Genomic DNA, 19,603 nt, shown 5'->3' with positions numbered 1-19,603 from the left:
TGAGAAGGAGTGAACGACGATGCATTTGAGGGCGTATCAACCGACCGATTTGACGGCGGTCCGAACCCTGTTTCAAGACACGGTCGAACGGGTGAATTGGCGGGACTACTCGCCGGAACAGCTCCAAGCCTGGATTGGACCGGACGACGTAACGACCCGCGCAACGTGGCAGGCCACCCTGTGTCGGCACCGGACCCTGGTGGCCCTGGACGCTGAACGGGTGGTCGGCTTTGCGGATATGAGCGAGGCCGGTTACCTGGACCGCTTGTACGTGGCCGCCACCCATCAGCGCCAGGGCATCGCCCGCGCGCTGGTACTGACGCTGGAACAGATGACCCCTGCAGCGTCCTATACCACGCTGGCATCGATCACGGCCCGTCCGTTCTTTGAGCACCAGGGCTATCGGGTCGTCCGGAAGAACCAGGTGACCCGGGCGGGGGTCGCGTTGACCAACTTTGCCATGCACAAAGATAATTAAATTGATGGGGACATCACGTGAATTTTAAATAAAACAGGAAGAAAATTCTTCATTCGAGAATTTTCTTCCTGTTTTTGTCTCGTTTCATGGGTGTTGTCGCGGAGGCCAAGGCGCTTAACTCAACGGGGCCACGCCGATGAGGCTCCACAGCCAGGGAAACTCGGCCAGCCGGTTATTAACGACCTGACCGGCCACGGCACGGTAGACCCGGCGAAACTCGGTGGTGTTGTCGTAGATGGTCAGGTCGTCACACAGGGCCGCGACCTTCGCGAAGTAGGCGCTGGACTGCCCGTACCGGTCGGCGGTGACGTCCGGTGGTTGGCCGGGACCGCCCTGGGCTTGACGCGCGGCGATGCGCTGGGTCGCCAGCTCCGGACTCTGAATGCTGATGTAGATCAGTTCCACGCGGTAGCCCAGGCGCCGGGCGTCCTCGATGAGGGCGAGTTGGGTATGATCGTCGTTGGCCAGCACGGTCTCAACGTAGAAGGTTTCCCGTTTAGCCAGGGCGTCCTTGACCTGGTGAATGGCTTGGCGGATGGCCGCGCGGTGATCCCGGGCCGACTGCCAGTTGCCGTGGTCGGCTTGCAGAAGGTCGTTGGCGTCGATGCGTCGGTGGGCGGTAAAAAGCTCTGGCTGGGTGGCGGTGAAGGTCGATTTGCCCGCGCCGCTGGTGCCCGCGAGAATTAAGTATGTAGGTTGGGTCATGGCGCTGTCCGGTCCTTTCGTGCGATGAGCGCGCGCTGGCGGGTGTCCAAGACGTAGTCGTAGAGGGCTTCGAAAACGGCCTTCTGACTGGCATCGGACTCGTAGGACGCGGCGTTCATTAAGAGGTTGATGTCTAACGATTGCGTCAGTTTCAGCAGCTGGTGGGTAAACTCCTGTTGCGTCAAAGTCATCATCTCACTTTCACTATTATTATACTGTATTAAAATAGTGTTGCAAACATTTATAGCATAAAATATCAAACTGATTCTCTATGCAAGCAGACACTTGCAATGTCACTTTATCAAGCAACTTCAATTAGGAGGAACGAGGCGTAACGTTTTTGCCAAGGTGTCTGAAATAAGCGGAGTGATTAGCCAAACTAAAAAGAACCAGCCGGATGACTGGTTCTTACGCGGGGGACCGCTAGTGGGTCGTTTTGAATTGAGATTGCAAGCGCCGCGCAACCAGTACGGCGGCCAGTAACAGGGACAGGCAGACCAGGAACCCGGCCTCGATACCTAAGTGGCCGTCGCCGGCAACGTGGGCGTTGACCAACGCGACCACGGCGATGATGATGGCCGTCCCGAAGGAAGCCGCCACCTGACGAATCGTGTTGAAGGTCGCCACGCCGTCGGGCACCATGTCGTAGGGCAGCAGTCCCAGCGCGTGCGTCTGAAGCGGGATCAGCATGGTGACCAGTCCCAACTGACGGACCGCTTGGAACAGCGCCAAGACGACCGGGGAGCTGCTGGTCCCGATAAACGCCTGCAAGAGGGTCCCGGTACAGTCGATGGCCAGGCCCAGGAAGACCAGGCGTTTGACGGAGATTTTATCGTACAGCCGGCCGCTCAGCCGCGAAAGGGTCCCGGTCAGGAGGGCGCCGGGCAGGATGACCAGGCCGGAGACCAGGGCGCTGCGGTGCTGGAGCGTTTGGATCAAGAGGGGCAGCAGGATCGTGTTCCCGTACATCGTGGCCACAATCAGCATGTTGACGGCCGTCGCCACCACGAACTGGCGGTGGTTAAAGACGTGCAGGTTGATCAGCGGTTCCGGATGGATCAATTGGTACCGGATGAAGACGGCGGTGACCAGCACCCCGATGAGGAGGAGGCCACCGACCCGCCAGCTCAGAAAGGCCGCCGTCGAGATGTTGGAGAGGCCCATCAGGATCGACCAGAGCCCCACGCTGATCAGCAGCAGGCCGCGGGTGTCGAAGCGCGGCGACTCGTTGTGCGGAATCTTCGGCAGGACCACGAGGGACGCGACCAGGGTGACCAGGATAAACGGCAGAATCACGATGAACAGGTAGCGCCAGGAGAGGTAGTCCAGGATGATTCCGGACACGGTCGGACCGATGATCGGCGAGAAGTTGAACGCCAGGCCGATGATGCCCATGATGGCGCCCTTTTTCTCGGGCCGCGCGTAGCGAATCGCGAGCACGTTGACCAGGGGCATCATCATCCCGGCCCCGATGGCTTGGATCATGCGGGCGACGATGACCAGCAGAAATTGGTGGCAGAACGCCCCCAGCAAGGTCCCCAGCAGGAAGATGACCGTAGCCCAGATGTAGAGGTTGCGGAACAGGAACCGCTTGATCAGGTAGGCACTGACGGGAATCATCAGCGCGTTGACCAGCATATAGCCGTTAGTGACCCATTGAACCTGGGCCTCGCTAACGTGAAAGGCCGTCATCAGTTGCGGCAGCCCGGTATTCATGAGTGTCGAACAGAGGATTCCGAAGAAGGTCCCAAACACCATGACAATTAATGACCGAGAAATCCGTTTATTCGTCATATTATGTAATCGAATCCTTTCAAAGAATGGTAAAATAGCGCAACTTCTTTAGGTTAGCAGACCAGGCCGGTTTGTCAACCGAACGCCGGCAGGTGCCCGGACGCGGGAATCAAGAATGCTAAAGGGAACTTGCGACTTTTGCGCGGGGAGAGGAGCCGGGTTTGCAACGGTCAGGGGAGTTCAGTATACTTTGAGCTAAAGCTTTTTTCGCAAATCGAGTAAGAGAGAGATGGGGAGTATTGAAACAGACTGAAGCAACGGTGGGGTTGAGCCGGTCGCTGGGCCTTTGGTCGGCGCTGGCCCTGGTGATTGGGACCGTGATTGGTTCCGGCATCTTCTTTAAGCAGGCCTCCGTTCTGCAATTGACGGGCTCGACGAACCTGGCCCTGTTGGCCTGGCTATTGGGGGGCCTGATCACCCTGGCGGACGGGCTGACCCTGTCCGAGATTGGGGCGCAGATCCCGCACACGGGCGGGCTGTACCAGTACATGAATCACATTTATGGGAAGTTTTGGGGGTTCATGTCCGGCTGGATGCAGGTCATCGTTTACGCCCCGGCCATCGTGGGCTCGATCGCGGGCTACCTGGGCCTCTTAATGGTGAACTTTTTTGGCATCGGTGCCGTCTGGAAGGGGCCGATTGCGCTGCTGGCCATCGTGCTGATCGCCACGCTCAATATGCTCCAGAACCGCTACGGGGCCACGTTTGCCATCGTGACCACCATCTGTAAACTCCTGCCGATCCTGGCCATCGTGATCTTCGGCCTGTTCTTCGGGCACGAAAGCGGGGTGGGCGAGACCCTGGCTGGGGTGCACCAGAGCATGGGCAACTTCGGGGTGGCCGTCCTAGCCACCATCTTCGCCTATGACGGCTGGATCCTGATCACCAACCTGGGCGGCGAGATCAAGCAGCCCGAACGGCTCCTGCCGATTGCCATCATCCTGGGCATCTCGATCATCATCGTGCTGTACCTCGGGGTGACCTACGGCATCTTCCGGTCTATGGGAGTGGGGCGTATCGACCAGTTGGGTGAAAATGCGACGGCGTACTTCGCCACCAACGCCTTCGGTAAATGGGGCGGCCGGCTGGTCAACATCGGCATCATGATCTCGATTATTGGCGCGCTGAACGGGAAAATCATGAGCTTCCCGCGGATCTATTACGCGATGGCGCACGAGCACCAGTTGCCATTCTCCCACCAGTTGGGCCGGTTGAACCGGACCACCCAAACGCCGGTGGTGGCGACGCTGACGCTGCTAGTCCTGACGACCATCATGATCTTTACGGTGGATACCGACCGGCTGTCCAAGCTCTGCATTTTTGTGATGTACAGCTTTTACATCGCGGCGTTCGTGGGCGTCTTCATTCTGCGCCGGCGCAATCCGGGGGGCTCCCAGCTGTTCCGGACGCCGGGGTATCCGTTCGTGCCGATCTTCGCGATCCTGGGGACCGGCTTCGTGGTGGTCAGTGAGCTCTTCTCCGATTTCACGGGCGCGCTGGTCTCGATGGGCGTGATCGCGCTGGGGGTGCCGCTGTACGCCTACTTGAAGCGGTACTACCGGCACGAACAGGATCAAGACGTTTTATAAACCAATTAGCCTAAAAAGGCGGCCCGCGGGGGTCGCCTTTTTTAGGCTATTCTACTGGTTAACCGCGTTGAAGGTCGGGTGGCCGCCAGCCCAGCGGCAGCGTGAAGGTCCGTTCCTGCTGGATGGGCCGGTCGGCTTCATCGAGCGCCCCGAACAACCAGTGCCAGACGCCAGGCTTGCAGCGCCAAACGGTGGTGGTCGTCACGACCTGAGGCGTGCCGGTCGTCAGTGGCCGCACCAGGTTGACCACGGTGGTCGTCGGGCCGGTAGTGGCCGCGGCCGCCAGTTGGTACACGTTTAGCTCGTGAACGAACCGGGGCGTCGTGGGCCGGTGAAGCCGTCCCTGCGATGCCGTCAGTGGGACCAGCGGCGTTTGCCGGCGAACAGTGGTGCGATACAGGCCCCAGTGCCACCGGTCGTGGCCGATGAGTAACAGGACTGACCCGAGAAACAGGCCACAGCCGACCGTGCTGAGACTGAGCTGCCAGAGTTCACCGGGGATGATGGCCCCGGTGGTCAGGAGCAGGAGCCCCCCAAAGATCAGAATGAGAATCATCGTCCGACACCTCCCCAAGTGGTGTGACCACAAACCATGCTGCGACCGATTGATTTAGCTGATAAATCAAGTATACCGGTCAGGGCGTGGGGTCGCCACTGGGGCCGCTGGTTTAGGACGGTGAGCGTGTTAAGTCGGCAACCTAAACCACCGTCCGGTGCACGAGGTCGCTGGTGTGGGCCGTGGTGTCTTCGGGGAAGTAGACCTGGTACCACAGAATAAAGGTGTACAACGTGAAGATCTTTTGCATACTCGAGTGACCGTTCAGGTGGGCCTCCAGGATGGTCATAAGCGCGGCGGGCTGGAAGAACTTCTGCGCCACATCGGAATTGAAGGCCGCGATGATGCGTGATTTGTAAGGCTCCTGCTTGATCCAACTGGCGATGGGCGAGGGGAAGCCCATCTTCTCCTTTTGTGCGACGCGTTCGGGAAGCTCGGCCTCGGCGGCGGTGCGGAGCGCGACCTTGGTGACGCTCCCCTGAATCCGCGTTTGAATCGGCATGGTTGCCGCAAACTGGGCCACTTGCTTGTCGACTAACGGGGTTCGAAGCTCTAAGGCGTTACACATGCTCATGCGGTCGGCTTTATGCAGGATATCGTAGGGCAGCCAGGTGTTGATATCGAAGTACTGCATCTGGGTCATTTCGTCCAAGCCCCGCACGTCATCAAACAGGTGCTGGGTGTAGGCGCCCGCGTCCTGGTTCAGCTCGGGGTGCTTCAGGATCTGATCACGGTCGTGATAATCGAAGACGTAGTTGACCCGGTAATAGCGCTCACTAAGTGGTTGGGCGCCCCGTATCAGGAACCGCCGGCCGTGGAAGCGGGGCAGCCGTTCGGCTAACGCCCCCAGCCCCCGCCGAAGCAACCGGGGAACCCATTTTTGGTAACGTTCAAAGGGGCGGGCCTCTAAGTACGTGTTATAACCACCGAAGAACTCGTCAGCGCCCTCCCCAGACAAGGCCACCTTGACGTGTTCACGGGTTCCCTTGGCGAGGTAGTAGAGCTGCATGGCCGATGGATTGGAGAGCGGCTCGTCCATGTAGTACATGATGGTGGGGAGAATATCGAAGTAATCGTCCCCCGTCATGGTGATAGGCGTGTTCTGCTGGTGAATCCGCTGGGCAAAGGCTGTTGACCAGCTGAGCTCACTGTACTTGGAGTGGTGGAAACCTAGTGAGAACGACTGGATGGGCTTCAACTTGGCTGCCTCATTGAGGACGTAAGACGAGTCGATCCCGCTGGACAGGAAGCTGCCGACCTCGACGTCGGCAATCATGTGCGTTTGAACGGATTCAGCCACGAGTTGGCGAATCTTTTGTGCGTCGGCGGCGACCGTTTGGTGGTCGTCGATGTGGTCGTAAGTGTACTGGAAGTACCGGTGGGTCGTCGTGTGCCCCGCCCGGTGGATGAAGTACTGGCCGGGTAAGAGCTTGTAGACGTGCTTGAACAGAGTGTCCCGTGAGGGGATGAATTCGAAGCTCAGATGAATGGGCAGCAGGGCCTCGTTGAAGACCTTGTGAAAGTTGGGGTGATCCAGGAAGGCCTTGATCTCGGATGCCCAGAGAAAGGTGTCCCCGTCGTCGTAATAGTAGAGGGGCTTGATGCCGAAGTGGTCCCGGGCACCGAAGACCTCCTGGGTCACTTGGTCATAGATGGTGAAGGCGTACATGCCGCGGAGTCGGTCCAGCAGCTGCGGCCCCCAGGCATCGTAGCCGTGAATCAAGGCCTCGGAATCGACGTCGGTCTGAAAGGCGTAACCCAGGTTCTCGAGTTCGGTGCGAATCTCTTGGTAGTTATAGATCTCCCCATTAAACGTCAAGACCTTGGTATGATCCTGGTTGTACATGGGCTGCTTACCGTGGGCGAGGTCGATGATCGACAGTCGCCGAAAACCGATGGACGCGTAATCGTCCTGAAAGTAGGCCTCGTCGTCGGGCCCACGGTGTTTGATGCGGTCCGCCATGGCGTTGACCGTCGTGGTCGGGACGTCCTTTTGATTGATGTAACCAACAAATCCACACATAGCGAAAACGTCTCCTTTTAGTTCTTTAAAGTTTGCAGGGTCGTGGCGATAATCTGGTCCACGTTAGCGGGGTAGTGATTGTCTTGGACAGCAACTTGAATGCCGTTATGAATCGTTAAAAGCTGTGCGGCGAGCCCGTCGAGGGACAAACCGGGACGGAGCTGGTCGGTCATGCGGGTGAGAACCCGATAGAAGCAGTGCTCGAGGTGCCGGTACAGGCGGTTAGCGACAGCGTCTAATTGGCTGGACAGCTGGTCGGCCTCGCCCAGGGAGCTGATGACCATACAACCGGACGGGTAGGGGAGCTTACCCCAGTCGAGGACTAACAGGGCGGCCAGCTGCTGGTCGCCAGGTTGGTCATTGGCGACGATTTTATCGGCCAGATCACTGGCCACGGCGACGTAGTGTTCCATCGCTTGAATATAGAGCTGCTGCTTGCTACCGAAGGCGTTCACCAGACTTTGGGATTTGACACCAGTCAGGGCGGTCAATTCCCGAAAGCCGGTTTCTTGAAAGCCGTTTTCCCAGAACGAAATCATGATTTGGTCTAAAACAACGGCGGGGTCAAAGCTGCGTCTACGTGGCATGGAAAGTCTCCTTTTTTATTTTTGAACGATGGTTCAACTATGAAAGTATAAAAAATTGCCAGCCGGGTGTCAATCGGAAGAGGCAAATAACTTGCTATTTTTTGACGATGCGTTGGGATAACGATTGATCTGGTAAGAGCGGGTTGGTACTATTAACAAAGAAAGTATCGCGTGATGTGGCTGTGGTCATGACTCAGCGCGTCATAGCCTAACGGGGAAGGTCAGAGAACAGGATGCCAACAGAATTTGTAGAGATTCCACAGCCGTCAGTTTTTCGACTGGCAAACTTATTTAACGACAATAATTTCGTGGTGCCGTTGTATCAGCGAAACTACGCGTGGGGGGCCCACGAGGTCGAGGATTTCTGGGGTGACCTCCAGGACCTGGTCGAGGGGCGGCACAACAGCCACTTCTTCGGTCAGATTGTGACGTATAAGAACGCGCACGGGGACCAGGAAATCATCGATGGCCAGCAACGGTTGACGACCAGCACAATCTTTATGGCCGCGATTCGGGACGTGGCCAATCAGATCTACCACGACAAGGTGCGGGGCAGCCAAGACGAAGCTCTTTTAGAAATGGGCGACCAATTGCGTGACATTCGCCAGCAGGTCGAAAAGGCCGTGCGGGGCAAGGAACACCCGTCACTCATCGTGCAGCAGGCCTCGGCCAACCAGGATCAGGATCTGCAGAACTACTTCCATGACCTGACGAACGGGGTCCACAAGGTCGTCACCGAAAAGCTGACGTCAGAGCCCAAGGAAAACATGCAACGGGCGTACAAGGAGATGGTCCAGTGGATCAAGGCCTCCTATAAGGCGGAGAAGACGGTGGACGCGCGGATCGAACGGCTACAGCGGACCTTTGACGCGTTTATGAACAAGTTCTACATCGTGATGATCTCGGCTCCCAGCCAGCTGGACGCCTTCACCATCTTCGAGACGCTGAACAGCCGGGGCAAGGATTTGCGGGCCTCCGACATCATCAAGAACCACTTGATGTCGTTGATGGGGGATAATGCCAACATCAAGGCGGGCAACGACCAGTGGAACCGCCTGACCAAGCCGCTGGACGACAACAGCGATAAGATCACCCGGTTCATCCGGACCTACTGGGCGGCCAAGAAGCGCATCGTGCCGGAACCTAAGTTGTACCGGGAGATCAGCACGGAGATCAATGACGTGAACAGCGCCCAGGCGTTCTTGGGCGACTTGGAGAAGCTGGTCCCGCTCTACACCGTGCTCGAGTCACCGATGACGCCCAAGAGTCACTACGACTTCTTCGACAACAAGCAGATCGGTGAAACACTGGACGTTCTGAGTCGCTTGCGGGTGAAACTCTACTATCCCGTCCTGCTGTCCATGGTCTATAAGAAGTATTCGGAGCGGGGCATCTTGCAGGTGGCCAATAAGCTGCTCGCGATTTTTGTGCGGCACCGGACCATCATCAACGACGGGACGAATAAACTGGAAACCGTTTTTTCGGACATCGCGCATAAGATCTGGGACCTGGAACTGACGTCGGTCGACGACATCATCGCGGAACTGAACGACCGCTTGTTGCCCAGTGATCCCGCAACGGAAGCCAGCTTTAGCGTTTTGGAAAAAGCCGGCGGCCAGCGGGGCGCTAAGCGCTGGACCCTGGTTTATCTCCTGGCGGAACTATACCGCGCGGCTTATGAGGACCTGGGGGATCAGCTGTATCACGACGTATTTAAGAACGACGGTTACCAGTTGGTCCAGATCGGAAACGAAGCGGAAGTCGGGGACCGAGTGAACTACGTGGGAAACTGGGCGTTGCTGGAAAAGAAGTGGGTCCAGGACGGGATTCAGGATGCCCGTTCGTGGGCGCCGTACCTGAAGAAGTCCGCGCTTCGAGGAAACCAGCAGTTGGCCGACCGCATTCAGATCAGCGGGTGGCACGCCCAAAACGTGGATACCCGCCAACACGAATTTTCACAGAACGTTACCCTGATCTGGTAATGACAAAAAGCAGCGTTGCTCTCGCGAACGGGGGCAACGCTGCTTTTAGGTTATCGTGGAAGATTACGTCAAAAACGACCGAATTCCCGACAGATTCAACCGCGACACGTAACTCTTATAGGCGTCGCGGTCGAACGGGCCGGGCTGTTCGGCGAAGTAGCCGTACAGCGACAGGGCGTTATGGATCATGAAGCGCGCGACGATGAACGCGTCGGGACGTTTGACCGTGTACGACGCCTGAATTGCCTGGGCCAAAACGGTGGTCAGGGAGCGCTCGATGCGCCGGGCGAAGGCGCTGTAGTCGTCGGCGAACAGGACCTTGTTGAAGATGGCCGAGTGCTTGGTCGAGAAGACGATGAACTCGTCGAGCAGGCTCCCCGGATGCGCCAGGACGTCGCGAATCGCGTGGTGGTGAATGATCGTGGTGAGCTGGTCGGTCACCACGTCGGCGAAGGTGTCGACCAGGTCATCGATCGAGTTATAGTGCAGGTAAAAGGTCTTGCGGTTGATGCCGGCGGCCTTGGTAAGTTTAGTAATGGTAATATCGCGGTAGTCGTGGTCCAGGGCCAGCTCCTCGAAAGCTCGGCCCAGCGCCTCGCGGGTCCGAATCACGCGTTTGTCAGTTGAGGTCATCTTACATCACTCCTTTAACCGTTAAACCCCAAATGCTATGGTATTGTGGCTTATGCCCCAAGTCCGAATGGTTTGGTGTGGTCAGTGGGCAGATAAGTCAGTATAGTCTTAATACACACCTGGGTTTTATCTGTGACCCACTATAGCACAGTTTCTCAACCGGGGGATAGGAGAGGTAATTGAAGTGATTAAAGCAATTCAGGCCGAATGGCACTATTTAAAACAACACAAATTCATCTTGATCGTTTTATGCGTCATCATGTTTATCCCGTCGATCTATGCGGTCACGTTCCTGAAGTCGATGTGGGACCCGTACGGCAAAACGGGCGACCTGCCCGTGGCGGTGGTCAACCACGACCAACCCGTGACCTACCAGGGGAAACGGCTCGCGGTCGGCAACAACCTCACAACCACGCTCAAGCAGTCGCGGTCGCTCAAGTTTCGGGAACTGTCGGCCAGTCAGGCACAACGGGGGTTAAAGAACGGCCAGTACTACATGGTGCTGACGATTCCGAAGAACTTCTCGCACCACGCCACGACGCTGCTGGACCAGAAGCCGCAGGCGATGAAGCTGCACTACGACACCAGCGCCGGCCAGAGTTTCATCGCCGGTAAGATGGCCGAGTCGGCCGTGGGCACGATCCGTACCAGCGTGGCCGACCAGATCACGCGCAGCTATGCGCGGACCATGTTTAACGCCATCAAACAGCTCGATGGCGGAATCCAGACCGCGGCCAAGGGGAACCAAAAGCTCGCGACCGGGAGCCGCCAACTGCAAGCGGCCAACCAAAAGATCGCCACGAACCTGGACACCCTGGCGGGCAGCACGCTGAAACTCCAGCAGGGCAGTCACACCCTGGCAACCGGGCTCACCACCTACATCGCCGGCGTGCGGGAGCTGCAGACCGGTAATCAGCGGGTCACGACCGGCCTGGACCAGTTACTGGCGCAAAGCAACCAGCTGGCGGCCGGGGTCGAACGACTGAGCACGGGGGCGCAGACCCTGAACGGGGGCGTCACCCGTTACGTGGCGGGGACCGACCAACTGAGCCAAGGCAGTGGCCAGGCCAGTCAGGGCGCGCAACGCCTGGCGACCGGCATCCGGGCGCTGGGTCAGGGCGCCACGCAGCTCGCCACGGGTGCCACGAAGTTGAATCAGGGACTTACTACCTACGTGGGTGCGGTGGGGACCGTGAATGGCGGCGCGACGAAGCTGAATCAGGGCTTACAGAGCTTACAGCAGCGGACCGGCCAGCTGTCGCAGGGCAGTGCCAGCCTGGAAAATGGCGCCGCAACGTTGAACCAGAGTTTGCAAACGTTACGCAGTGGCAGCGCCGGGCTGACCACGCATCTGACGGCCCTCCAGCAACAGCTGGGGTCGCAGACGGGAGAATCTGCCGCGGTCAGTCAACAGCTGGCGGCCTTGAAGCATCAGCTAGCGGGGATGGACACGTCAAGCACGGCCGTGAGCGACGTTAAGACCGCCCTGAGCAAGCTGGAGAGCGCCGAGCAGACAACGACCAGCACAACTACGGGGACGACCACCGCGGCCAGCCTGAAACAACGGGTGGCCGGCGTGGCCGACGCGCAGAAACTGACCAGCACCCAGAAGGCCGCGATCCTGGCGGCCGTCGGGGATGCGTCTTCCCAGACGAAGCAGACCACTGGGCCGAGTGCGGCGGTCAAGGCCGCGACCAGTGAGCTCAGCGCGGCAGTGGCCAAGCTGAGCACGCCCACCAGTACGTCGAACGTGGATGGGCTGACCAGCGCGTTGGCGGCCATGGACCGGCAACAAGCGACCCTGCAGGCGGCCGTTGGTCAGCTGGCGGCGAGCTCCGCCACGGTCACGAATGGGCTGACGGCGGCCGCTGAGGGCGCCGGCAACTTGGCCAGCGGCACCAGCCGACTGAGTGGGCAGGTGCCGACTCTGACCGGGGGCATCGCGCAACTGGCCGACGGGTCGGCGTCCCTGGCCACCGGCACCGCACAACTCGCAAGCAACGGGGCCACGCTGACCACTGGCGCGCAGACCGTGTCGAGTGGCGCCACGACCTTGGCGCAGAAGACCCAACAGCTCGATGGGGGCGCCGGTCAACTAGCCAACGCGACCGCCCAATTAGCGGCGGGGGCCAGTCAACTGAGCCAAAAGGGCGGTCAACTGTCCAGTGGGGCCCAACAGGTCGCTAGCGGTCTGGCCCAACTGCAGGACAAGCTGCCGGCTCTGACCAGTGGCGTGGGTCAACTGGCGACGGGGAGCCAACAGGTCACCAACGGCCTGGCACGACTGGCGGCGAACGGCCCCGCCCTGACCAGTGGCGCCACGCAATTAGCCAGCGGCACGGGCCAGCTCGCTAATGGGGCCCAACAACTGGCCACGGGGGCTGATCAGGCCGCCCAGGCCACCGGCAAAGTTCAGGCCGGTAACCAGCAACTGGCTCGGCGGCTCGGCCAGGCGGGGCAAAAGGGGCAAATCAACCCGTCGAAGCTGACCTATGCCCAGGTCGCTAAGCCGGTCACCACGTCGCATACCGATAAGGACGACGTGCCGAACAACGGGACGGGGATGGCGCCCTACATGATGTGCGTTTCCCTGTTCGTGGGGGCTTTGGCGTTGAACATGATGTTTGACATGTACACGCCGCACCGGTTCCCGAAGTCGGCCATGAGCTGGTGGAGCAGCAAGGCCAGCGTGAAGTTGGTCTTCGTTTTGATGGAGTCGCTGATCATGTTCAGCCTGTTGATGCTGATTGACGGATTGTCGCCGATTCACCCGTGGGCCACGCTGGTGCTGATCCTGACGGTGGCGATGACCTTCATGTCGCTGGTGGCCTGGCTCAACCTGGTCTTCGGCAAGGCCGGCTCCTTCTTCAGCATGGTGCTATTGGTCCTGCAGTTGGGCGGCTCGGCCGGGACCTACCCGATTCAGCTGTCCAACCGCTTCTTCGAGGCCATTCACCCGTGGCTGCCGATGTCGTACGGCGTGTCGGGACTCCGGCAGACCATGATGACCGGCAACACCTCGTGGCCGCAGTTGGGGATACTCTGGCTGTTCCTGTTGCTCTTTACCAGCCTGACGATCCTGTTCTTCATGCGGCGTTACCCGCGGATCAAGGCCATCGACTTTCGGAACACGCGGGCCATTCAGGCCACGCAGAACAAGTTGGCGAAACGCATGGCGGCCTCTAAGGAAGACTAGTGGCGTTAGGGGATTTTCAGTCAGTTAACGAAAAGTGTTGCGAATCGGTGGTGAGCCGACTCGCAACACTTTTTTGGTCTATTTGAAGAGGTGAAACGGTTCCTTGGTCAGTCCCGCATCGAGGGCGCGGTACAGGTAGCGCGCGGCCACCGACGAATAGGGGCGCCACTTCTTACACTTCTTCTGCACGGCGCGGGCGCTGTAATCGGTGGTCTTGTAGACCCACCCGTAGCCCTGTAGGAAGGCCACGTCTTCGTAGGGCAGCACGTTGGGCCGGTCCAGGGAGAAAATCAGGTACATCTTGGCCGACCAGTTGCCGATGCCCTTGATCTGGGTCAGCTCCCGGATGACCTGAGCGTCGTCGAGGGTGGCGTAACGGGCAAAGTCGACGGTACCGGTGGTGACCGCGCTGGTCAGGTGGCGAATGTAGGACACCTTCGGCCGGGACAGGCCGATGCCGTGGATGGTCGCGTCGCTCAGGCACGCGATGGCCGCCGGGGTGATGCGGCCGTCCGGACATTGGGCCGTCAGGCGGTCGGTCAGCACGGCGGCGACCTTGTTAGACAACATTTGACCGATGATCTGGCTGACCAGGAAACCGTAGCCGTTGGTGGCGATTTGGTAGTCAAGGGGACCCAACATGGTCATGACCTTCCCCAGGTGCTTATCCTTTGCCCGCAGGTACTGGACCGCGGGTGATTGTTCATCTAGGCGCTGCATGGGCGTCGCCTCCTCACGTCATTTGCCCCTAGTATAGCGAGTTGGGCGCGGAAGGAAAGTAAAAAGCGCCCCGTCACCAGGAGAAGGGGTGACGGAGCGCTGAGGTTGGACGTTAGTGTGTGACCTTTAAGATGGGATCGAAGTAGGTCAACTGGGTGTAATCCACGTTCCCGCCGTCGGTGATGGCGAGGTCCGGGATCGCGGTGATGGGGAGAAAGGACAGGTAGAACAGGGGGTCGGGCAGGGTGCTCCCCAATTGTTCGGCGGCCTGCTTGAGCGCGAGTTCCTTTTGGGCCAGGTCAGTGGGCGTCAGGTCGGTGGTGATCCCCGCGATTGGGAGTTTCAGCAGGGTGAGCACCTGACCATCGGCCACCACCACCTGACCACCGCCGCGGGCAATCAGGGTGTTGGCGGCGAGCGCCATGTCGGCGGGGTCGACGCCGGCCACGACCAGGTTGTTGTCGTCGGGCGAGGCCGACGTGGCGATGGCGCCGCGCTTGATCGACCAGCCGGACAGGAAGCCGCGGGCGTGGTTCTGGTTGACGCCGTAACGCTCGATGACGGAAACGGCCGCCACGTCGCTGGCCGGGTCGGGCAGGACCACGTGGTCGGAAATGGGCAGGTCCAGGTCGCGGGCTTGCCGCACGAACGGCCCCACGCTGTGGATGGTCCGGACGGTCGCGGTACCGGTCGCGGCGGCAACGGTGTACCGGAAGTCGTCCGCCGTCATGGGTGCGTGCTTGAGTTGCCCCTGAAGGGTGGCACTGCGGTGCGGCGGCGTGAAGGTCAGGGCCGGTTGTTGGTCGTGACTGACGACTTGGCCCTGGCTGATGACGGTGTTCACGGTAAAGGTCCCCGGCTGGTCGATCAGCAGGATATCGGCCGCCTTGCCGGGGGCGATGGAACCGACCCGGTCGTCGACGTGGTAGGCCTCGGCGCCGTTGATGGTGGCCATCTGAATGGCGGTCATCGGGGCGACGCCGGCCTGGATGGCCAGGCGCACCATGTGGTCTAGGTGACCGTGGGCCAAGACGTCACGGGCGTTGACGTCGTCGGTGCAGAAGCTGGTGTGGCGCGCCACGCCAGCGGGGCCTTCGGTGATGGCCCGGATGTTTTCCTGGAGGAATTTGGTCACGGAGGACTCACGGATCACCACGCGGAGGCCTTTCCGCGCCTTTTCCAGGAACTCCTCGTGGCTGTAACTTTCGTGGTCGATGTGCACGCCGCTCATCAAAAATTCGTTAAGGGCCTTGCCCCGAGCCATGGGGGAGCAGCCGAAGATGGGCTTGTGATACCGTTGCGCCAGCTCGAGGGCTTTCAGCGTATCAGGGTCGCGCATGCCCACGGCCTCGCGGACCGTTTCCCAGACGCCGTAGCAGTTGTCCTGGGGCAGGTACTCGGCGTGGTCGGCGGCGGTGACGTTATAGGCGATGGTCGATTGGGGAATCGTGTACGGGGTCTTGTAAGGCAGGCCCCAGAAGACCTTGAACGGGAGGGCATCGATCTCGTCGAAGATCTCAGGTAAGCCGGCCACACCGACGACCGAGATGTACTCGTCCAGGCCGGAAACGATGCTGGTGGTGCCGTGGGGCAGGACCAGTTCGGCGAAACGGGTCATGCTTAACTTGCTGCATTCCACGTGGATGTGGCCGTCGATCAGTCCTGGAACCAGGTATTGGCCGGTCGCGTCGATGTGGCGGGTCGCGGGGCCGACGTAGGCGGAGACGTCTGTGTCCACGGCAACGATTTTTTGGCGGTAGATGGCGACGTTGGCCGGGTAAAATTCGCCGGTGTCAACGTTGGCCAGGGTGCCGTTTTCAATGACGAGGTCGGCGGGCAACTTGGCGGCGCCGGCGTCGAGGTAGTGGCTAAGTGTGGTCATGAGAACCTCCTATTAGGATTTGGGTAAAATGTTCAGAATGTAGAGCAGTACCACGAAGACGATGAGCAGGCTCCACATCACGGCGTTGACTTCCTTGCGGCGGCCAGCGGCGGTCATCAGAATCGGGTAGGTCAGAAAACCGAAGGCGATTCCGTAAGAGATGTTGTAGGTCAGCGGCATGCCGACGATGGTCAGGAAGGCGGGAACGGCAATTTCAAACTGGTCCCAGTGGATGTCCTTTAAGGCGGAAGCCATCAGAACCCCGACGATGATCAGGGCGGGAGCGGTCACTTGGGACGTCACCACCGTGAGCAGCGGCGAGAAGAGCAGGCTGAACATGAAGAGCACCCCGGTGGTCAGGGCGGTCAGTCCCGTCCGGCCCCCCACGGCGATGCCGGCGGAGGATTCAACATACGCGGCGGTGGGCGTGGTCCCCATGACCGACCCGGCCAGCATCGACAGGGAGTCGGACATCAACGCCCGCCCGATACGGGGCATCTTGTTGTTCTTCATGATGCCGGCCTGTTGGGCTAACCCAATCAGGGTCCCGGCGGTGTCGAAGAAGGCGACTAACAGGAAGATCAGGACCACGGCCCACATCTGCGGGTCAACGACCGTTGGCAGGTTCTTCACGGCCACACCCATGGTGGGGGCCATGCTGGGAGCCAGGGAGATCAGACTGTCGGGCATCTTGATCAAACCGGTGATCAGCCCCAACGCGGTGGAAGCGACCAACCCGATGAAGATGGAACCGGGAACCCGCATCGCCATCAGAATGGCAATCACGAAGATGCCGAAGATGGTTAACCAGGTCGTCGGCACCGTGAAGGATCCAATTTCAACCAGGGATGCCTTGCTGGCGACAATCAAGCCCCCACCCTGCAGCCCCACGAAGGCGATGAAGATCCCAATCCCGGCGGCCATGGCGAGTTTTAAATCACTCGGGATGGCGTCGATGACGACCTCGCGGACCTTCAGGAAGGAGAGAATCGTGAAGAGGATGGCGGCCACGAACACGCCGGCCATGGCCTTTTCCCACGGGATCCCCATGCCGAGGACGACCGAGTATGTAAAGAAGGCGTTGTCGCCCAGGCCAGGCGCGATAGCAATGGGGTAGTTGGCCAGAAAGGCCATTAACAGACACCCAATAATGGCGGAAATCGCGGTGACCGTGAAGACGGCCCCCTTGTCCATGCCGGCGGCGCCCAGGATACTGGGGTTCACGAAGAGAATGTACGCCATCGAAACGAACGTCGTCAGTCCGGCCAACAGTTCTTGGCGGACGGTCGTTTGTTGTTCCGAAAGGTGGAAGGTGCGTTCCAGAAAGCTCGTCGATGCGGTGGAATCAGATGATTTTAACAAGGTGAAACTCCTTTCTCTTTCTCAATGTAGTTCACATTGTGCCATATGTTTGGATTTTAATCAATACCTTTATTCGTGATTTACCGATTGACGAATCGAAAATATCTGGTATAGTTTAGAAAACGTCAGCAAACCCGTATAATTATATTTATTGGAGGACTAAACATATGAGTACAGAAGTAACTTCGACATTTACGCAAGGGCTCCCCAAGGCAGAATTACACGTGCACATCGAAGGGACGCTGGAACCGGACCTGAAGCTGAAGCTCGCGCAGCGCAACCACGTCGATATTGGCCAGACCACGATCGAAGATGTCCAAAAGACTTACCAGTACGATGACTTGGCCTCCTTCCTCGCGGTCTACTACCCGGCGATGAACGTGCTGCAGACCGAACAAGACTTCTATGACTTGGCTTTCGCCTACCTCCAACGGGCGGCGGCCAACCACGTGCGCCACGTGGAGATCTTCTTTGACCCGCAGGCGCACACCAGCCGGGGCATCGCCTTTGCGACCGTCATCAACGGGTTGTATCGCGCCACGGTGGACGCCCGGGCGTTGAACATCGACGCACGCTTGATCATGTGTTTCCTGCGGGACTTCTCCAAGGAGTCGGCCCGGCAGACGTTGGCGGAGGCGCTGCCGTACAAGGAGAAATTCATCGGCATCGGCCTGGACTCGGATGAGCACAACAATCCGCCGTTGAAGTTCGCCCGGCAGTACGAGGATGCCGCTGCCGCGGGGTTGCACCTGACGGCTCACTGTGACATTGACCAGAAGGATTCCATCGAGCACATTCGCCAAGCGCTGGAAATGATGGACGTGGAACGCTTGGACCACGGGACCAACATCGTGGAGGACCCGGACCTGGTCGATTTTGCGGTTCGGCATCAGATTGGGCTGACGTCCTGCCCGCTGTCCAACAGCTTCGTGTCACCGGAAATGAAGGGCCAAGAGGTGTTGGCGCTCCTGGAGAAGGGCGTAAAGGTCTCCATTAATTCGGACGACCCGGCCTACTTCGGCGGTTACATTGGCGACAACTACTACGCGTTGGCGGACCAATTTGCGTTGACCAAGGCGCAGGTCGTGCAACTAGCCCGGAACTCGTTCGAAACGTCCTGGATCAGTGAGGACCAGAAACGCTTATACCTGGCTGAACTCGACGCTTACGTGGCAGCTCACTAACTGATAGCATTCAAAAATCCCCGGCTCGCGATGGCGAACCGGGGATTTTTACGTTGGTTAATACAGCAAGATGGACGTGGTCAGCTGGTCGCCGTCGAGTTCGATGACGCGCGCTCCGCGGGGCAAGTCGCCGTAAGTGTTGTAGCCGCTGACGTTGCCGTAACCCAGGATCAGGCCGCGGTAGCGCGCCACGAAATTATTGTCGTGGTCGTGACCGGCAAAGAGGCCTTGAACGTTTTGGCTGCGGAGCAGGGTGTAAAACAGACCCGAATTGGTCACGGGCGAGCAGATGGGCTCGTTCTTACTGCCGGACAACAGGTGGTGGGACGCCGCGTGATATTCCGGGAGCGGAATGTGCAGGAACCCCAGGTCGTGGTGCTCGTGGTTCCGAGCGTACGGTAATAAGCAGAACCAGGCGATTTGTTCGGGTTCAACGGCGGCGTATTGGTCGTCATCGGGCCAGTGACCGTAGGCGCCGCTGTCCCAAACGTAGAGGACGTGGGCCAGGCGCTGGTCGCGGTAGACCTCTAGGGTGTAGCTTTCCCGGTCGGCGACAATCAGGGAAAAGTGTTTGTCGGCGGGGTGGGTCAACCGCCGTTCCAGGGTGCGCAGGTCGTTACGGGTAAAGGTCCCTTCCGTGTCGTGGTTGCCGTAGGTGATGGCGACCGGCACGGTGTGGCGGTTGAAGACGTCGTACAGGGCGCCGAGGACCTGGTCGGGGTGACTGACCAGTTTGCCCCAGATGAGGTCGCCGGTCACCATGATGAGATCAAAGGTGTTTTCAGTTAACAGGCGGTCGATGGCGGCCAACGTTTTTTGACTGGCCTCGTTGAGGGGGAAGTCCCCTAAATGCAGGTCGGTCAATTGACAAATGCGGAAGGGCTGATCGGTGGCAATCGTTAATTGCATGGG

16 protein-coding genes are annotated in these 19,603 nt (G+C 59.3%); 5 read left to right on the top strand and 11 right to left on the bottom strand.

The features are described 5' to 3' along the window. Window positions 1–19: 19 nt before the first annotated feature. On the top strand, window positions 20–478 hold the full coding sequence (locus FD37_RS11075; RefSeq protein WP_056965309.1) for a GNAT family N-acetyltransferase: 459 nt from the start codon (window positions 20–22) through the stop codon (window positions 476–478). A 114-nt stretch (window positions 479–592) separates the two neighbouring features. On the opposite strand, the gene FD37_RS11070 is transcribed toward FD37_RS11075, so the two are convergent. The 3 genes from FD37_RS11070 to FD37_RS11060 all read right to left on the bottom strand — a co-directional run bounded on the left by FD37_RS11070 (window position 593) and on the right by FD37_RS11060 (window position 2,977). Next, window positions 593–1,183: an ATPase gene (locus FD37_RS11070; RefSeq protein WP_056965308.1), complete on the bottom strand. Its 591-nt coding sequence runs from the start codon at window positions 1,181–1,183 to the stop codon at window positions 593–595. Then, entirely contained in the window at window positions 1,180–1,374 is a 195-nt protein-coding gene (locus FD37_RS11065; RefSeq protein WP_056965307.1) for a hypothetical protein, read from the bottom strand. Before FD37_RS11065 ends, FD37_RS11070 begins: the two co-directional genes overlap by 4 nt. A gap of 232 nt (window positions 1,375–1,606) precedes the next feature. After that, window positions 1,607–2,977, bottom strand: a complete 1,371-nt coding sequence (locus tag FD37_RS11060) for a DHA2 family efflux MFS transporter permease subunit (protein ID WP_045806184.1) — start codon at window positions 2,975–2,977, stop codon at window positions 1,607–1,609. Window positions 2,978–3,216: 239 nt separating this feature from the next. On the opposite strand from FD37_RS11060, the gene FD37_RS11055 reads away from it, so the two are divergent. Continuing rightward, the gene (locus tag FD37_RS11055; protein WP_056965306.1) at window positions 3,217–4,566 is read left to right on the top strand and encodes an APC family permease; all 1,350 of its coding nucleotides are present in this window, start codon (window positions 3,217–3,219) and stop codon (window positions 4,564–4,566) included. Between the two features lie 58 nt (window positions 4,567–4,624). Here the strand turns inward: FD37_RS11055 and FD37_RS11050 are convergent, their stop codons facing one another. The 3 genes from FD37_RS11050 to FD37_RS11040 form a co-directional block, all read right to left on the bottom strand. After that, window positions 4,625–5,122, bottom strand: coding sequence for a DUF4811 domain-containing protein (locus tag FD37_RS11050; protein ID WP_056965305.1), 498 nt, complete (start codon window positions 5,120–5,122; stop codon window positions 4,625–4,627). A gap of 142 nt (window positions 5,123–5,264) precedes the next feature. After that, window positions 5,265–7,145 carry an asparagine synthase (glutamine-hydrolyzing) gene (asnB, locus tag FD37_RS11045; RefSeq protein ID WP_056965304.1) on the bottom strand — a complete coding sequence of 627 codons (1,881 nt, stop codon included), beginning with the start codon at window positions 7,143–7,145 and terminating at the stop codon, window positions 5,265–5,267. A 17-nt stretch (window positions 7,146–7,162) separates the two neighbouring features. Then, a complete protein-coding gene (locus FD37_RS11040; RefSeq protein WP_056965303.1) occupies window positions 7,163–7,732 on the bottom strand; it encodes a TetR/AcrR family transcriptional regulator in 570 nt (189 codons plus the stop codon). A gap of 233 nt (window positions 7,733–7,965) precedes the next feature. Here FD37_RS11040 and FD37_RS11035 point away from each other — a divergent pair, with 233 nt between their 5' ends. After that, a complete protein-coding gene (locus FD37_RS11035) occupies window positions 7,966–9,714 on the top strand; it encodes a DUF262 domain-containing protein (protein ID WP_056965302.1) in 1,749 nt (582 codons plus the stop codon). A gap of 63 nt (window positions 9,715–9,777) precedes the next feature. Here FD37_RS11035 and FD37_RS11030 read toward each other — a convergent pair whose 3' ends face one another. Then, window positions 9,778–10,347, bottom strand: a complete 570-nt coding sequence (locus tag FD37_RS11030; protein ID WP_056965301.1) for a TetR/AcrR family transcriptional regulator — start codon at window positions 10,345–10,347, stop codon at window positions 9,778–9,780. Window positions 10,348–10,531: 184 nt separating this feature from the next. On the opposite strand from FD37_RS11030, the gene FD37_RS11025 reads away from it, so the two are divergent. Continuing rightward, on the top strand, window positions 10,532–13,543 hold the full coding sequence (locus tag FD37_RS11025; protein ID WP_225436307.1) for a YhgE/Pip domain-containing protein: 3,012 nt from the start codon (window positions 10,532–10,534) through the stop codon (window positions 13,541–13,543). A gap of 78 nt (window positions 13,544–13,621) precedes the next feature. Here the strand turns inward: FD37_RS11025 and FD37_RS11020 are convergent, their stop codons facing one another. The 3 genes from FD37_RS11020 to FD37_RS11010 form a co-directional block, all read right to left on the bottom strand. Then, the gene (locus tag FD37_RS11020; protein ID WP_056965300.1) at window positions 13,622–14,263 is read right to left on the bottom strand and encodes a DNA-3-methyladenine glycosylase family protein; all 642 of its coding nucleotides are present in this window, start codon (window positions 14,261–14,263) and stop codon (window positions 13,622–13,624) included. Window positions 14,264–14,375: 112 nt separating this feature from the next. Continuing rightward, complete coding sequence (locus tag FD37_RS11015) at window positions 14,376–16,145, bottom strand: adenine deaminase C-terminal domain-containing protein (RefSeq protein ID WP_056965299.1); 1,770 nt, start codon at window positions 16,143–16,145, stop codon at window positions 14,376–14,378. Window positions 16,146–16,157: 12 nt separating this feature from the next. Then, window positions 16,158–17,507 (bottom strand): NCS2 family permease, encoded by a 1,350-nt coding sequence (locus FD37_RS11010; protein WP_045806177.1) that lies wholly within the window; start codon window positions 17,505–17,507, stop codon window positions 16,158–16,160. Between the two features lie 167 nt (window positions 17,508–17,674). Here FD37_RS11010 and add point away from each other — a divergent pair, with 167 nt between their 5' ends. Then, the gene (add, locus tag FD37_RS11005; RefSeq protein ID WP_045806176.1) at window positions 17,675–18,691 is read left to right on the top strand and encodes an adenosine deaminase; all 1,017 of its coding nucleotides are present in this window, start codon (window positions 17,675–17,677) and stop codon (window positions 18,689–18,691) included. A 57-nt stretch (window positions 18,692–18,748) separates the two neighbouring features. Here the strand turns inward: add and FD37_RS11000 are convergent, their stop codons facing one another. Then, window positions 18,749–19,600: a metallophosphoesterase family protein gene (locus FD37_RS11000; RefSeq protein ID WP_056965298.1), complete on the bottom strand. Its 852-nt coding sequence runs from the start codon at window positions 19,598–19,600 to the stop codon at window positions 18,749–18,751. Between the last annotated feature and the right edge of the window lie 3 nt (window positions 19,601–19,603).

The organism is Levilactobacillus spicheri DSM 15429, assembly GCF_001435095.1.
GTDB lineage: Bacteria > Bacillota > Bacilli > Lactobacillales > Lactobacillaceae > Levilactobacillus > Levilactobacillus spicheri.
The sequence above is the reverse complement of the archived record's forward strand: the minus strand, read 5'-3'. Positions and strand labels throughout refer to the sequence as shown.

What these genes read in the sequence shown, in the direction of transcription:
- FD37_RS11035 (WP_056965302.1), top strand. Translation starts at nt 7,966, where the DNA reads ATGCCAACAGAATTTGTAGAGATTCCACAGCCGTCAGTTTTTCGACTG.
- FD37_RS11020 (WP_056965300.1), bottom strand. Translation starts at nt 14,263, where the DNA reads ATGCAGCGCCTAGATGAACAATCACCCGCGGTCCAGTACCTGCGGGCA.
- asnB (WP_056965304.1), bottom strand. Translation starts at nt 7,145, where the DNA reads ATGTGTGGATTTGTTGGTTACATCAATCAAAAGGACGTCCCGACCACG.
- FD37_RS11015 (WP_056965299.1), bottom strand. Translation starts at nt 16,145, where the DNA reads ATGACCACACTTAGCCACTACCTCGACGCCGGCGCCGCCAAGTTGCCC.
- FD37_RS11065 (WP_056965307.1), bottom strand. Translation starts at nt 1,374, where the DNA reads ATGACTTTGACGCAACAGGAGTTTACCCACCAGCTGCTGAAACTGACG.
- FD37_RS11075 (WP_056965309.1), top strand. Translation starts at nt 20, where the DNA reads ATGCATTTGAGGGCGTATCAACCGACCGATTTGACGGCGGTCCGAACC.
- FD37_RS11030 (WP_056965301.1), bottom strand. Translation starts at nt 10,347, where the DNA reads ATGACCTCAACTGACAAACGCGTGATTCGGACCCGCGAGGCGCTGGGC.
- add (WP_045806176.1), top strand. Translation starts at nt 17,675, where the DNA reads ATGAGTACAGAAGTAACTTCGACATTTACGCAAGGGCTCCCCAAGGCA.
- FD37_RS11000 (WP_056965298.1), bottom strand. Translation starts at nt 19,600, where the DNA reads ATGCAATTAACGATTGCCACCGATCAGCCCTTCCGCATTTGTCAATTG.
- FD37_RS11040 (WP_056965303.1), bottom strand. Translation starts at nt 7,732, where the DNA reads ATGCCACGTAGACGCAGCTTTGACCCCGCCGTTGTTTTAGACCAAATC.
- FD37_RS11060 (WP_045806184.1), bottom strand. Translation starts at nt 2,977, where the DNA reads ATGACGAATAAACGGATTTCTCGGTCATTAATTGTCATGGTGTTTGGG.
- FD37_RS11050 (WP_056965305.1), bottom strand. Translation starts at nt 5,122, where the DNA reads ATGATTCTCATTCTGATCTTTGGGGGGCTCCTGCTCCTGACCACCGGG.
- FD37_RS11070 (WP_056965308.1), bottom strand. Translation starts at nt 1,183, where the DNA reads ATGACCCAACCTACATACTTAATTCTCGCGGGCACCAGCGGCGCGGGC.